The sequence below is a fragment of the Jannaschia sp. R86511 genome (assembly GCF_042466345.1).
GTDB lineage: Bacteria > Actinomycetota > Actinomycetes > Actinomycetales > JBBAYJ01 > Aquipuribacter.
On sequence record NZ_JAXHCD010000001.1, the window covers coordinates 3,236,520 to 3,249,281 of the forward strand.

The 12,762-nt window shown below is 77.1% G+C and carries 16 protein-coding genes; 14 read left to right on the forward strand and 2 right to left on the reverse strand.

Features of this window, described 5'->3' with window-relative positions:
• The first annotated feature begins 98 nt into the window (after nucleotides 1-98).
• Nucleotides 99-290 carry a hypothetical protein gene (locus SJY06_RS15190; RefSeq protein ID WP_380168378.1) on the forward strand — a complete coding sequence of 64 codons (192 nt, stop codon included), beginning with the start codon at nucleotides 99-101 and terminating at the stop codon, nucleotides 288-290.
• Between the two features lie 31 nt (nucleotides 291-321).
• Here the strand turns inward: SJY06_RS15190 and SJY06_RS15195 are convergent, their stop codons facing one another.
• Both SJY06_RS15195 and SJY06_RS15200 read right to left on the reverse strand, forming a co-directional pair.
• Nucleotides 322-1,149, reverse strand: a complete 828-nt coding sequence (locus SJY06_RS15195) for a BTAD domain-containing putative transcriptional regulator (protein ID WP_380168379.1) — start codon at nucleotides 1,147-1,149, stop codon at nucleotides 322-324.
• Nucleotides 1,150-1,257: 108 nt separating this feature from the next.
• The gene (locus SJY06_RS15200) at nucleotides 1,258-1,527 is read right to left on the reverse strand and encodes a hypothetical protein (protein WP_380168380.1); all 270 of its coding nucleotides are present in this window, start codon (nucleotides 1,525-1,527) and stop codon (nucleotides 1,258-1,260) included.
• Here SJY06_RS15200 and SJY06_RS15205 point away from each other — a divergent pair.
• From SJY06_RS15205 to SJY06_RS15265, 13 genes are read left to right on the forward strand one after another with little or no spacing between them, the layout of a single operon-like run.
• Nucleotides 1,526-1,726 (forward strand): hypothetical protein, encoded by a 201-nt coding sequence (locus tag SJY06_RS15205; protein ID WP_380168381.1) that lies wholly within the window; start codon nucleotides 1,526-1,528, stop codon nucleotides 1,724-1,726. The two genes, SJY06_RS15200 and SJY06_RS15205, sit on opposite strands and share 2 nt — an antisense overlap.
• An 11-nt stretch (nucleotides 1,727-1,737) precedes the next feature.
• Complete coding sequence (locus SJY06_RS15210) at nucleotides 1,738-2,325, forward strand: hypothetical protein (RefSeq protein WP_380168382.1); 588 nt, start codon at nucleotides 1,738-1,740, stop codon at nucleotides 2,323-2,325.
• Nucleotides 2,322-3,197 carry a hypothetical protein gene (locus SJY06_RS15215; protein WP_380168383.1) on the forward strand — a complete coding sequence of 292 codons (876 nt, stop codon included), beginning with the start codon at nucleotides 2,322-2,324 and terminating at the stop codon, nucleotides 3,195-3,197. Before SJY06_RS15210 ends, SJY06_RS15215 begins: the two co-directional genes overlap by 4 nt.
• A complete protein-coding gene (locus tag SJY06_RS15220) occupies nucleotides 3,194-4,639 on the forward strand; it encodes a phage tail sheath C-terminal domain-containing protein (RefSeq protein ID WP_380168384.1) in 1,446 nt (481 codons plus the stop codon). Before SJY06_RS15215 ends, SJY06_RS15220 begins: the two co-directional genes overlap by 4 nt.
• 12 nt (nucleotides 4,640-4,651) lie before the next feature.
• Entirely contained in the window at nucleotides 4,652-5,167 is a 516-nt protein-coding gene (locus tag SJY06_RS15225) for a hypothetical protein (RefSeq protein WP_380168385.1), read from the forward strand.
• Nucleotides 5,168-5,169: 2 nt separating this feature from the next.
• Entirely contained in the window at nucleotides 5,170-5,640 is a 471-nt protein-coding gene (locus SJY06_RS15230) for a hypothetical protein (protein WP_380168386.1), read from the forward strand.
• The gene (locus SJY06_RS15235; RefSeq protein WP_380168387.1) at nucleotides 5,637-6,821 is read left to right on the forward strand and encodes a hypothetical protein; all 1,185 of its coding nucleotides are present in this window, start codon (nucleotides 5,637-5,639) and stop codon (nucleotides 6,819-6,821) included. The genes SJY06_RS15230 and SJY06_RS15235 overlap by 4 nt, the downstream gene beginning before the upstream one ends.
• Nucleotides 6,818-7,831, forward strand: a complete 1,014-nt coding sequence (locus SJY06_RS15240) for a hypothetical protein (protein ID WP_380168388.1) — start codon at nucleotides 6,818-6,820, stop codon at nucleotides 7,829-7,831. Before SJY06_RS15235 ends, SJY06_RS15240 begins: the two co-directional genes overlap by 4 nt.
• On the forward strand, nucleotides 7,828-8,472 hold the full coding sequence (locus tag SJY06_RS15245; protein ID WP_380168389.1) for a phage baseplate assembly protein V: 645 nt from the start codon (nucleotides 7,828-7,830) through the stop codon (nucleotides 8,470-8,472). The genes SJY06_RS15240 and SJY06_RS15245 overlap by 4 nt, the downstream gene beginning before the upstream one ends.
• The gene (locus SJY06_RS15250; protein ID WP_380168390.1) at nucleotides 8,469-8,813 is read left to right on the forward strand and encodes a hypothetical protein; all 345 of its coding nucleotides are present in this window, start codon (nucleotides 8,469-8,471) and stop codon (nucleotides 8,811-8,813) included. The genes SJY06_RS15245 and SJY06_RS15250 overlap by 4 nt, the downstream gene beginning before the upstream one ends.
• A complete protein-coding gene (locus tag SJY06_RS15255; protein WP_380168391.1) occupies nucleotides 8,810-9,313 on the forward strand; it encodes a hypothetical protein in 504 nt (167 codons plus the stop codon). Before SJY06_RS15250 ends, SJY06_RS15255 begins: the two co-directional genes overlap by 4 nt.
• Entirely contained in the window at nucleotides 9,310-11,121 is a 1,812-nt protein-coding gene (locus tag SJY06_RS15260) for a baseplate J/gp47 family protein (protein WP_380168392.1), read from the forward strand. Before SJY06_RS15255 ends, SJY06_RS15260 begins: the two co-directional genes overlap by 4 nt.
• Nucleotides 11,118-12,752 carry a hypothetical protein gene (locus tag SJY06_RS15265; protein WP_380168393.1) on the forward strand — a complete coding sequence of 545 codons (1,635 nt, stop codon included), beginning with the start codon at nucleotides 11,118-11,120 and terminating at the stop codon, nucleotides 12,750-12,752. Before SJY06_RS15260 ends, SJY06_RS15265 begins: the two co-directional genes overlap by 4 nt.
• The last annotated feature ends 10 nt before the right edge of the window (nucleotides 12,753-12,762 follow it).

The following is a 12,762-nucleotide window of genomic DNA, read 5'->3' on the forward strand; positions in this document are numbered from 1 at the left end:
CCTTGCCAGCGCCCGGGTCGAGGAGGATCGTTGCCGCACCGGCGCGCAGCCACGTCGCCGACCCGCACGGGCGGTCCGTGCGCCACCGAGGAGGACGCATGTCCGAAGCCGTCCAGCAGAGCACGGACACCGCGGTCAAGGCAGCGGTCGTGATGAGCGCCGCCGCGCTGGTCCTCTCGGGGGTGACCTTCGTCCTGTCCCTCGACGACTCCGAGCGGGAGCGCGAGGTCGACGCACGCCTGACCTGCCTGGAGATCCCCGGTCCCAACGACTGCGGGATCGACGACTAGCCCGGCCTGCTCGCGGCCGCGCACCACGGCCTCAGGCGAGCACCGCCGCGGACCGTCGACGTGCCTGCGCCTGGACCACGGGCCGGGCAGGCCCCGTGGCGAGCTGGTCCGACCCCGGGCCTGAGGCGTCGCCCGGGCGGGCGGGCCCCGCCCCGGGAGCGGACGGGTCCCGGTCGCCGGCCAGGTGCGCGGCGACGAGCGCGCGGGTGCGGGACGACGGGGCGATGCCGAGCTGCGCGCCCAGGACCGCGCCGAGCGTCGTGAACTGGCGCACCGCCTCGGCCACGTTGCCCTCGGCGAGGTGCACCTCGATCACGGCCCGGTGGGCGCTCTCCCGCAGCGGGTCGGCGGCCAGCGCGGTGAGGGCGGCGTCGAGGGCGCGCGCGGGGCGACCGGCCAGCAGCAGCCGGCGGGCGAGGGCCTCCAGCGCGTGCAGGCGCAGCTGCCGGAACCGCTCCCGCTCGAGCTCGACGAAGTCGTCGTACCAGGCCGGCAGCAGGTCCCGCGCGAGGTCGCCCACCTCCATGCCGTCGACGTCGACCCCCGCCCGCTCGTCGATCAGGGTCCGGGCGCGGACCAGCAGGTCGGCGGCGTCCACGTCGACCTCGGCCGCGAGCCCGACGTGGGTGGCGGTCACGGTGACGAGCTCGACCGGGCACTGACGCAGCCGCCAGAGCGCGGAGCGCAGGTTGGCCCCGGCCCGCTGCTCGGACTTGTCCAGCCACAGGCTGGCCGAGGCGTAGCCGCGCTCGACCTCACGCCCCTGCAGGGCCAGGAACGCGACCAGGCGGTGGGTGCTGGCCGGGACGTCGACCGGCTCCCCCGCGCGCTCCACCCCGAACTGGCCGAGCAACCTCACCGTGCTCCGGCGGGCCGTCGTCCGCGGTCGTGCCGTCGTCGCCGGTGGACCCATCTCGCGACCTCTCCCAGAACGGTGGCCCAACTGTGGCACCGATCGTCGCCGGCGTCACTGGTCGGGTTCGAGCGGCCCGTGACCCTGCGTCGGTCGCGGCCCTGCCGCGGAGGAGGAGGCCGTCAGCACCGCGTAGATACCGTCGACGGCGGTCCCGACGAGCTCGCGGGCCTCCTCGGCGTCCGCGACCCGCAGCGACACGACCTGCGGGGCCCCGTCGTCCAGGCCGACGAGGACCCGCACGAGCAGCCGCGGCGGCGCGGCGTCGGCGCCGTCCTCGAGGCGCTCGATGCGGACCACAGCGACGGCCCACCGCGGGGACATGCCCACCAGAGCAGCACGGCGGCGTCACGGCGCCGTCACCAGCCCCGGCAGCCCCCGGCCGGCACCGCCCGTGGTGCCTCCCCCCGGTGGTGACGGCTCGGTGACGGGACCGCGACGCAGCGGTGACGCGGTGGGGATGCGCCGGGGACGCCGGGACGACGCCCCCGCGACCCCGCACCTGCTGCAGTGCTGCCTGTGATCGTGCGGCCGATGATCGGCGAGTGGGAGCTCCCCTGCATCGAGCAGGTGGAGCTGCTGGAGTCCCGCCGCCTGGCCCGCCTGGGGGTGCCGGGCCTGGACGGCGACCTGCACCAGGACCTGGGCCGGCAGAGCCTCACGGTGGCGATCACCGGCAGCCTGTCGGGCGCCGAGGCGCGCACCGGCCTCCTCACCGAGCTCCAGGCGGCCTTCCGGGCCGGTGAGCCGCTGCCCTTCGTCGCCGACATCGTGGAGTCCAGCGAGCTCGAGAACGTCGTCATCACCCAGTTCGAGGTCACCGAGACCGCCGAGTGGACCGACGCCGTCCGGTACCGCGTGGTGCTGCACCAGTACGTCGAACCCCCTGAGCCGCCGAGCCCCTTCGGCGACCTGGGCCTGGACCTGCTGGACGACCTGATGGACCTGGCGGGGGGCCTGCTCGACGGCCTCGACCTCGCCGGCCTGCTCGGCGGGATCCCGGCCCTGGCGGACCCCAGCGCCCCGCTGGAGCCGGCCCTGGACGGCGTCCGCTCGGCCACCGCCGCCGTGCCCGCGCTGCTCGACGGGCTGCGCGAGGCGCTGGGGGTGGCGGGCCCGTGAGCCTGGACCGGGTCGTCGACCTGCTCGCCGACCGCCTCGCGGCCGCCATGGGCCCGGGCACGCGCGTCGACGACGTCGCGCCCGTCGGGCCGGCGGACCTGCCGTGCGTCGTCCTCAGTCTCGACACCGTCCGGACCACGCTCGTGGGCGTGGGGCGGGTACCGCGCGGGACCCGGACCGGCGCGCTGCAGCTGACGGCCGTCATCGACCTCGCGAACCCCGTGCTGGACCTCGGCGACGGCGAGCAGCTCACGCTGCTGTCGGCCGACCGCCTGACCGTCACGCTGCCGAACGGGCCCCTGGTGGGCGCCGACGGGACCGAGGGCGGTCCGATCGGCCCCGACGACCTGTCGGCCGACGACGGCACCCCCTTCACCGTGGTCACGAGCAGCCCGACGGGGCGCGGTGTCCGGGCCGACGCCGCCGAGGGCACGCTGCGCTTCGGGTCGGCGCTGGCCGCCGACCGCACCCTGACGGTCACCTACCACGTGGGGCGGTGGGACGTGGTGACCTCCCGGGCCCAGGGAGCGCTGGCCCTGGACGTCACCGCCGTCGAGGTGGCCGCGGTCCGCGGCACCAGCCGGGCCCTGGCGGAGGCGCTGGCCGTCGGCCCGTCCCACGGCGGGGTCTCGCTGCGGCTGTCGCCCCTGGCCTGGGGCGCCGTGACCCCCGGCCGGCTCGACGACGACACCACCGTGCGCAGCCAGCGCCTGCTGTTCGACCTCGACGCCGAGGTCGAGGACCCCGTCCTGACCACCGGCGGGGGCGTCATCACCCGGGTGGCCGTCACGGGGGCGTTCACACCCACCCGGTCCGGCCAGGCGCCGGAGCCCTTCGAACCCTTCGACGTCACCCGAGGAGTCCCGACATGAGCGAGTCCATCGCCGAGATGGTGGTCCCCGGCACCTACATCGAGGTACGAGCCGAGGGCCTCATCGCCGTGGGCGGCATCTCGACCGGCAACGTCGGCATCGTGGGCACCGCCGGTCGCGGGCCCGTCGGCGCCGCCGTCCCGGTCGGGTCCTACGCCCAGGCGGTCGAGGCGTTCGGCGGCCCCGACGCCTTCGCCGCACCGCGGACCACCGACCGGCCCCTGACGCTGGTCAGGGCGCTGGAGCAGGCGTTCAACGGCGGCGCGCGCAACGTCTTCGCCGTGCGGGTGGTCAACGGCACGCCCACCCCGGCCACGCTCGCGGTGCGGGCCGCCGGGGACACCGACGGCTTCACGCTCACGGCCAGGGGCCACACCGACGGCGAGGGCGACGAGATCCCCGACAGCTCCGGCACCTGGGGCCGGGACACCACCGTCGACGTCGTCGCCGACAGCTCCTCCGGCGTCGTCCGCTGGCGCCTCACGCTCACCCAGGGCGCGCGGCGGGAGGTCTACGAGGGCGCCGACGTCGGGCAGGTGCACGCCCAGCTGGCGGCGTCGGCACTGGTCACGGTCGGGGCGGTGTCGAACGCCGGTCAGGCCTTCGACCCGATCAGCGCCCCGCTGGCCGGCGGCACCGACGGCGCCGACGTCAGCCCGGTCGACGTCGCGGCGGGGCTGGCCGCGCTGGAGACCCAGCCGGTCAACCTGCTCCTCGTGGCCGGGCTGGGGGCCGACGTCGTCGGGTCGATCGTGCTGGCGCACCTGGACCGGACCGAGTCCGAGGGCCGCGAGCGCATCGCCGTCCTCGGGGCCCGCGCGTCGGGCACCGCGACGTCGGCGCCGGGCGTGGAGAGCGACGCGGCCGCGACGTCCGACGACCGCATCGTGCTCGTGGCCCCCGGCGTCGCGACCACCGACGCGGCCAGCGGCAGCGGCGTGAACCTGCCCCCCGCGTACACGGCCGCCGTCGTCGCGGGCAAGCTCTCCCAGCTGGCCCCGCACGTGAGCCTGACCAACAAGGTGCTGCCCGTCGTCCCGGACGTCCGGTACGCCACGCCCCTGCTCACCAGCCTGCTGCAGCAGCGGGTCCTGCTCGTGCGGCAGAAGTTCGGCACCCAGGTGGTCCGGGGCATCACCACCGACGGCGGGGCGTTCCGGCAGATCAGCATCCGGCGCACCGTCGACTACGCCAAGGCCGGGGTGCGCCAGGGGTCCGACCCCTACATCGGCAAGCTCAACAACGCCCGGGTGCGGGCCGCGCTCAAGGCGACGCTCGACGGCTTCCTGTCGCAGATGGTGCTCGACGAGATGCTCGTCGACTACTCCCTCGACGTGTCCGCCTCCCGGCCGCAGGAACGCGCCGGGATCTGCTCGGTCGTCATGACCCTGCGACCCACGTTCTCCATCGACTACATCCGCGTCACCATGAACCTGGAGTGAGAGGGACCCGCCGTGCCCAACACCAACGTCTACACCGGCATGGACGGCGCCATCACCATCGCCGTCGACGACGCCGCCAGCCCCGAGGGACTGGCCGCCTCCACCGTGGCCGAGGCGTTCTCGCTCGCTCCGATCGGACGCGCGACCGACGTCACCGTCAAGGTCACGTCGGCCATGCGCCCCTTCCACGAGGTGGGCCAGCGCTACGCCACCGAGCTGCGCGCGGGCAACGTCGACGTGACCGGCACCATGGGCCGCGCGCACATCAACGGCGCGCTGCTGCGCCTGATGCTCGGCGACGCCGGCGCCGGCACCCGCCCGGCCGGGCCGTTCGTGAGCCCCACGTTCAACCTCAGCCTGCTGCTGGAGAACCCCGCCCGTCCGGGCCAGCGCTCCACGCTGACCGTCCACGGGGTCAAGCTCGACGGCTGGTCGTTCGTCATGCCCGAGGACGAGTTCGTGCTGGAGTCGGTGTCGTTCCGTGCCCTGTGGATCGGCGCCGAGGACAGCGCGGGCGACGAGGGGTGACGGTGCCCGCGCCGGCCACGCTCAGCGTGGAGGACCTGCTCGCCGGGGCCGCGCTCACCCACCGGGTGGCGCTGCCGGAGCACCTCGCGCCCGACGGCGGCGGGCAGGTCGTCCTGCGCCCGCTCGTGCTGGCCGACATCACCCGGCTCAACCGGGCCGGGGGCGCCGACGGCGACCTGACCGGCGCGCTGATGGTCTCCCAGGCCCTCGTCGAGCCGCGGCTGACCGTGGAGCAGGTCCACCGGCTGCCCGCCGGGCTCGTGGAGTTCCTGCTCGGGGAGGTCAACCGGGTCAGCGGTCTGGCGACGCCGCCGGACGAGCTGGCCGACGCCGTCCACGCACCGCTGGCCCGGGCCTGCTTCGTGCTGGCGCGCGAGTTCGGCTGGACGCCGCAGCACTGCGCCGAGCTGACCGTCGGCCAGGTGCTGCTGTACCTCGAGATGCTCGGCCGCGGGGAGCGGGTGGCGTCATGACGGCGCTCCCGTGGCTGCCGGGTCACGCCGCCGTGCGGCGGGCCGCCCGCTCGCTCGCCGGGGGCGGCGCCGTGGCGGCCGGGCTGTCGCGCCTCGAGGCGACCGGCGCCCTGCGGCGCACGACGGCCGGGCTCTGCGACCCCCTCGTCGAGCACCGGTCCCTGACGCGGCCGCTGGCCCGGTGGACCGAGCGCGTCACGGGCACCTCCGCCGCCGCCGGCCACGCCCTGACCCTCGCTCTCGCCGGCCTCGACGCCCGAGCGGCGACGCCCGACCCCGACGCCGTGGCCCCCCGCGGCCGCGACCGCCGGACGCGGCCCGGTCCGGCGACCGTCCCCGCGCCCCCGGTGGTCCCGCCGCCACCCCTCACCGCGGCCGACGGACCCCGGGACGCCCCGCACGGCGGCGAGGACGCCGACGTCACCTCCGTCTTGCAGGTGATGCGACCGGCCACGGGCGGACGCACCGTCCCGGAGCGGTCCGGCGCCGAGCAGGCCTGGGCAGGGCCACGGTCGCCGGGCCCCCACCCGCGGGCCGAGCACCCGGCCCCGTCGGCGCCGGGCTCCGGCGCCGACGGTCGCCGTCGACCGGGCGCCGTGGCGGCCGCCGCCCGGCCCGCTCCCCCCGCGCCCGCAGGCACCGGTGGTGGCCTGGCCGAGCTGCTGCGACGCCACGAGCCGCCGCCGCTCCCGCCCGGCACCGGGTCTCCCGGGGCCGGCTCGTCGGGCGACACCTGGCCCCCCTCCCCTCAGTCGCCCGCCGACGAGCCGGAGCGGTCCGGAGGGGCCCCGGGCGCGGGCACCGCACCGCTGCGACCGGCGGCTGACGCCGGAGCCGCACGGGCACCCCAGGACCCACCACGGGCGGCGGACGAGCAGGTCGCGACGGTGGCGGCGGACGGGCCGGTTCCGGCCGCGGGGCCGCCGTCGGCCGCCCGCTCGGGCGGGGACGGTTGGCCCGTACCCCCGGCCGACGCGAAGGGTCGGGGCTCGGCGTGGGCGGGGCCCGACCGGGACGCCCCGTCAGGGTGGCTCGGTGACGGGGGCGCGGGCTCCCACGACGCCGGGGGCCTCATCGGCCAGGACGACCTCGGCACAGCACCCGAGGGGCTGGAGGCGGCCCTGGCGGAGCTGCTGCGGCGGGAGGCCGTCCGGTACGGGCTGGAAGCAGGGGCACCGTGACGCCGCCCCGCCCCGACGCGCGGCTGGCCCTGGCGTCCGGGACCGCGCTGAGCCTCGCGGAGGCAGGCGTCGCGCGCCTGCAGGTGGACCTGTCCCTGTCGGAGGCGCACGACGCCGTCCTGCTGTGGCTGTGGCCGGGGTCGAAGCTGGCCCGGGCGGCCGCCGGTGACCCGCTCACCGTGGCCCTGGGCACGGGGGACGGCGACCCGCAGGCCGTGCTGGCCGCCGAGGTGACCGGGGTCGACCTGCGGCCCGGCGGCACCCTGGTGACGGCCCTGGCCCCCAGCCACCGCCTGAGCCGCACCTACGTGGGGCGGTCGTGGCGGGCCACGACGCTCGGCCAGGTGGTGCGCGACCTGCTGGGTGAGGGTGAGGTGGACGCCGGCACGATCGACGCGTCCCTCACCCTGCCCGCCCTGCACGTGGACCCGCGCCGCAGCGTCTGGGCGAGCCTGCACGACCTCGCCCGGCGGACCGGGCACCAGGTCACGACGACGGCGGACGGCGCCCTGACGTTCTCTCCCGCGCCGGCGGCCGGCGGCGGGCCGGGCGGGCTCGCCGGCGCGGCCCTGGGCGCCGTGGCCGGTGCCCTCGGACTCGGCGGGACGGCGCTGCGCGAGGGCGCGGACCTCGTCAGCTCCTCGCGGGGCTCGCGACTGGCCGGGGTCGCGGCCGGCCCGGCCGGTCCCCGCGTCTCCCCCGCCAGCGCCCGGGCCTGGCACCTGCTGGACGCGGCCCCGGACGACGGCCGCACCGTCAGCGTGCTCGACCCGGCCCTGCGCACCCGGGAGGCGGCCGACGCGGCCACCGGTGCGGCCGCGGGAGCGGCGGCGCGTCGTGGTCGCACCGGGCGGCTGCGTGTGACCGGTCGCCCCGGTCTGCGGGCCGGCACCACCGCGGACGTCGACGCCGGCGGGTCGAGGTCGAGCTACCGCCTGCTGGCCGTGCGGCACGGTCTTGGGGCCGGCACCGGGTACGTGTGCGACCTCGACGTGGAGGCGGCCTCGTGAGCACCTTCGTCCCCCTGATGACCCAGGTGGTCCGGCGCGAGCTGGCGGCCCAGCGCGGTATCGGCCTCGGCGTGGTGGACGCCGCCCGCACCAACGACGGCGGCGGTGGCGAGCACCACGTGGAGTGCGACGTCCGGCTGCACGGCTCGGGCCTGGTCCTGCAGTCGGTGCCGGTGGCGGTGGCCCGTCCGGGAATCTCCGCCGTGCCGCGACCCGGGGACCTCGTGGTCGTCGGGTTCGTGGACGGCGACGTCAACGGCGCCGTGGTGCTGGGCGCGCTGCACGCCGCGGGGACGCCGTCCCCCGACGCCGGCCCGGAGGAGGTGGTCTACGCCGTCCCCGACAGCGGGGGCGAGCGGCGCCTGGAGGTCCAGCTGCCCAACGGCAGCACGCTGACCCTGACCGACTCCGCGCTCACTGTCACGATGGGCTCCACCACCCTCACCGTGGAGCAGGACGGCGCCATCGCCCTCGAGGCCGCCGGCGACATCACCCTCAAGGCCAACGGGTCGCTGTCCCTGGAGGCGGCGACGTCGGCCACCCTCACGGGCGCGAGCGTCACCGTGGAGGGCTCCGGCTCCGCCACGCTCAAGGGCGCGACCACGACCATCGCCGGCACGACGCAGTTCTCGGCCGGGTGAGCGAGGTGCCCGGCCCGGTCGTGAGCATCGGCTGCTCGGTCCTGCTGTCTCCCGGGGCGGCCGGCCCGCCGGACAGCGGCGTCATCACCGCCGTGCTGCAGAGCGTCGCGACCGCCGGCGGGATGCCATTGGCCACCGCGGGCTCGCTGTGCACCATGGTCAACAGCGGCACCGGCGTGCCCTACACCCTGCCGATCGGCACACCGGGGGCCTCGACCGGCGTGCAGGTCGCGGGCCAGGCCCTGGTGCGCCTGGGCGACCGGATCCCCAGCGGTCCCGGGGTCTTGCTCGTCCTGGGCCCGCCCGCCGCGCCGTACGTGATCGACGGGACCGCGCCGTGAGCCCGCCCGCCGTCCGCCGCAGCGCCACCGAGCTCGAGCGGCTGTGGCCCCGGCTCGGGCGCGACCTGGCGCTGGTCTGGGCCGGCCCCGCGGGCGGGTTCGACGGTGGCGACCTGCTGACGACCGCGCGCCCCGGGCCCGGGCTGCCGCTGGCCGACGTCGCGGTCACCGAGAGGGTGGACTCCGCCGTCCAGCTGCTGGTCAACCGGCTCATGACCCGGCAGGGCGAGCTGGCCCCGCTGGGCCACCCCGAGTACGGCAGCCGCCACCACGAGCTCGTCGGGGAGCCCAACAGCGAGCGCACCCGCAACCTCGTCAAGCTCTACGTCCTGGCCTGCCTGCGCCAGGAGCGGCGGGTGCAGCGGGTCGACCGGTGCGTCGTCACCAGCCCCGACCGCCGCACCGGCGTCGTGCGCATCGAGCTCACCGTGCGGCTGGTGGACGACGACCGCCCCCTGGACGTCGTCCTGCCCCTGGAGCTGGCCGGGGGTGCGGTGTGAGCTTCGCCGCCGAGCCGTTCGGCCTCTTCGCCGCCGACCTGCTGGCCAACCTGACCGGCGGGGTCAGCCGCGTGCGCTTCCGCTACCTGGAGGAGGAGCGGCCGTACCGCCTCGGGGAGCACGAGCGGGTCCAGGCCGGCACGTTGCGGGTCAACGGCATCGCCGCGGGCGAGTTCACCCTGTTCGTCGAGGGCGTCGACCTCGACCTCGGCCCCGACGGGACGCTCGTGTGGCGCGAGGCCTCGCCCGGGGTGGCCGCCGCCGGTGCGACCGTCCCCGACCTGGGCACCGACTTCTGGGTGGGCTTCGACCGCGCGCCCGGCGGCCCGCCGCCCGTGCTCACCGACCGCACGCCGGGCTCGGTGACCCGCACGCTCGCGGAGTCCTTCGCCCGCGAGCTGGCCGTCCTGTCCCTGCAGCTGGACGCCGTCTACGACGGCGCGTTCGTCGACACCGCCACCGGCCGCGACCTCGACGGCCTCGCGGCGCTGGTGGGGGTGGACCGCCGCGGCGCCACGCAGGCCGCCGGCCAGGTGGTCGTCAGCCGGACGACGCCGGCGCCCGCCGACATCACCGTCCTGGCCGGCACCCTCGTGTCGACCGACGCGCAGGCACCGGTGGCGGCCACCGTGGAGACCACGGAGACCGTGACGCTGCGTCGGGGGACGGTCTCGGTGCAGGCGCCGGTCCGGGCGCTGACCGCCGGGCCGTCCGGCGTCGCCGCGGCCCGGACCCTCACCGTGCTGCACCGACCGATCTTCGGCGTCGACGACGTCATCAACCCCGAACCGATGGCGTTCCGCGGCGGGGCGGAGACCGACGTCGCGCTGCGGGCGCGCATCCAGCGCTCGCTCGACGTCGCGGGCCGCTCCACCGTGGGTGCGATCGTCGGGGCGCTGACGGCGGTGGAGGGCATCGGCGAGGCCGACGTGCACGTGGAGGAGAACCACCTGGCCTTCCCCGGCGTCGTCCGGGTCACCGTGGCCGCGCCGATCGACGCCGCGACGGCGGCCCTCGCGCACGCCGCGCTGGGCGAGGCCCGGCCCGCCGGGGTGCGGATCGACCACAACCTCGTCGTCCCCACCGCACCGGACCCCACGCTGCCCCAGGACAGCGGCGGCGGTGGGGACGGCCCGGGCGCCGGCGTCCGGCTGGACGGCGTCCTGCTGCCCCTCGAGGCCCTGCTCACGGTCACGCCGGCGGACACCGCGCTGCGGGAGGACCAGCGGCGAGACCTCGAGGCCCGCACGGGAGAGGCGCTCACGGCGGCGGTCCGCGCCGTCGCCGTCGGGGAGCCCGTGGTCTACAACCGCCTGGTGGCCACCGTCATGGCCGTAGAGGGCGTGCTCGACGCCGTGCTCGAGATCGGGGCCGCCGACCGCGACGCCGCGGAGCCGTTGCGGCGGTTCAACATCCGGCCGCCGGCGGCCTGCAAGCCCACGCTCGACGCGGCCGACCTCACGGTCGTCCTGCGCGGCGAGCGCATCGTCCTCGACCTCACCGTCGTGCTGGAACGCCGCGGCCTCGCGGCCTCCGAACCCGCGGGCACGGCGCTGGCGGCGGCCCGCGCGGACATCGAGCGGCGCCTCGTCGAGGCCCTGCAGGTCACGCCGCCGGAGGTGAGCACGTCGGTGCTGACCGGGCTGCTCGACCCCACCGACGACTACGCGGTCGAGAGCATCTCCTACCGCGTGGAGCTGCTCGACGAGGGCGTGCGGGTCAGCGCCACCGACGTCACGGTGCCCGTGGGCCCCGCGCAGCAGATCTGGATCCGCAGCGTCGTCGTGACCGAGGAGACGGTGTCATGACCGTCACGACCGACACCACGGGAGCCGCGCCCGAACGGGTCGGCGTCCCCGTCGAGGGCCGGCGGGCCGCCGGCATCCTCGCGCGCTTCCCGCGCTACCTGGAGGCCGACGACCCCGGCAAGCGGCTCGGCGCCGTCGTCACGGCCCTGGCCACCGGGGTCGACGTGCTGACCCGCCAGGTCCAGGACGTCCGCACCGCCCACCGCGTCAGCGAGGCACCCACCACCCAGGACCTGCTCGCCCTGGCCTCGCTGCACGGCCTGACCGACGCCCGCCTGGCCCTGCTGGACCTGCGTACCGGCGCCCTGGGTGACCTCGTGGGCACCGAGCCGCTGGACACCGCCGCGCTGGCCGCGCACCTCGCGGTCCCGGTGGCGGCGCTGGACGCCGCGGTCACGGCGGAGCCCGAAGCCGTCGCGGCCGCCCTGGCGCGCGCGCTGCACCACCGCGGCCTCATGGCCCGGCGGCGCGAGGTCGTGCGGGGCGTCCTGATCGCCCACACCAGGGGCAACGGCACCCCCTCGGGGCTGCTCACCGCGGCGGCCGCGTACGTGGGCCTGCGCGTGGGCGCGGTCCGGCACGTGGCCGACGACTGGTGGCACCTGGCGACGTGCACGGAGAGCCACACCGTCACGGTGCCCCCCGGACCGCCGGCCCCGGACGGCACCCCGTCCCCACCGCCGCCGGACCTCTCGCCCCACCCCGACGTCCTCGCGCTGGAGGAGAACCCGTTCCGCCACGCCGACATCGAGCCCTCCCCCAAGCGGCACGGCCAGCGCACCCGGGTGCTGCGCGGCGGGCTGGACGACGTGAGCGTGAGCGTGCGCGTCCTGGGGACCGGGGACCGCACGGTCCGGCCCATGGTGGTCCACCTCGGCACGGGCACCGGCGTCGCCTTCGAGGGCGACGTGCCGGACGGCGCCGAGCTGTCGTTCGGCGCCAGCGGGCGCGTGAGCCTGGGCGGCAGCGACGTCACCGGCTCGGCCTGGAGCTTCCACGGTGCGGTGTTCGCCGACGCCGATCAGGCGCTGGCCTCGGACGACTTCTCGTTCACCGAGCCGGACGGCGGCCTTCCGGTGCCCGGCGGGGAGCCCGTCGGCGGCCAGGCGGGCCGCTTCGCCGTCACCGCCCCGGTGGCCTCGGCGTTCGACCTGCCCTCCGGCCTGCCCCACGGGGCGGCCGCCGTGGGGCCGCTGGTGCTGCCGCGCGGCGAGAGCCGCTGGACCGTGCTGACGCGCCAGGCCCGCACCGGCGGCGTCACCGGGCCGCCCGCCCCGCGCCCGTTCGCCGGGCGCTTCGACGAGGCGGTCTTCGCCGCCGACGTGGGCGAGACCCTCGAGCCGTCGCTGCAGCTCGGGTTCGCCTGGGAGGAGCGGGAGCCCTTCGCCGTGCGGGTGCTGCTGCCGCAGCGCCTGTCGGCGGTGGACGACGAGTCGGGCTCCCTGCTGCGCGAGCCGTTGCGTCGCCTGCTCGACCGCCACCGCGCGGCCGGCGTGAGCCTGCGCGTGGAGTACGCCGACCCGCGGTGGCGCCTGGGTGAGGGCGTGGTCCGCGCCGAGGAGGACGACGCCCTCGGGGTGGTCCTCGCGGGCACCCGGTTGTGGCCCGACGACCCCCCGGACGACCCCTGACCGCAGGCAC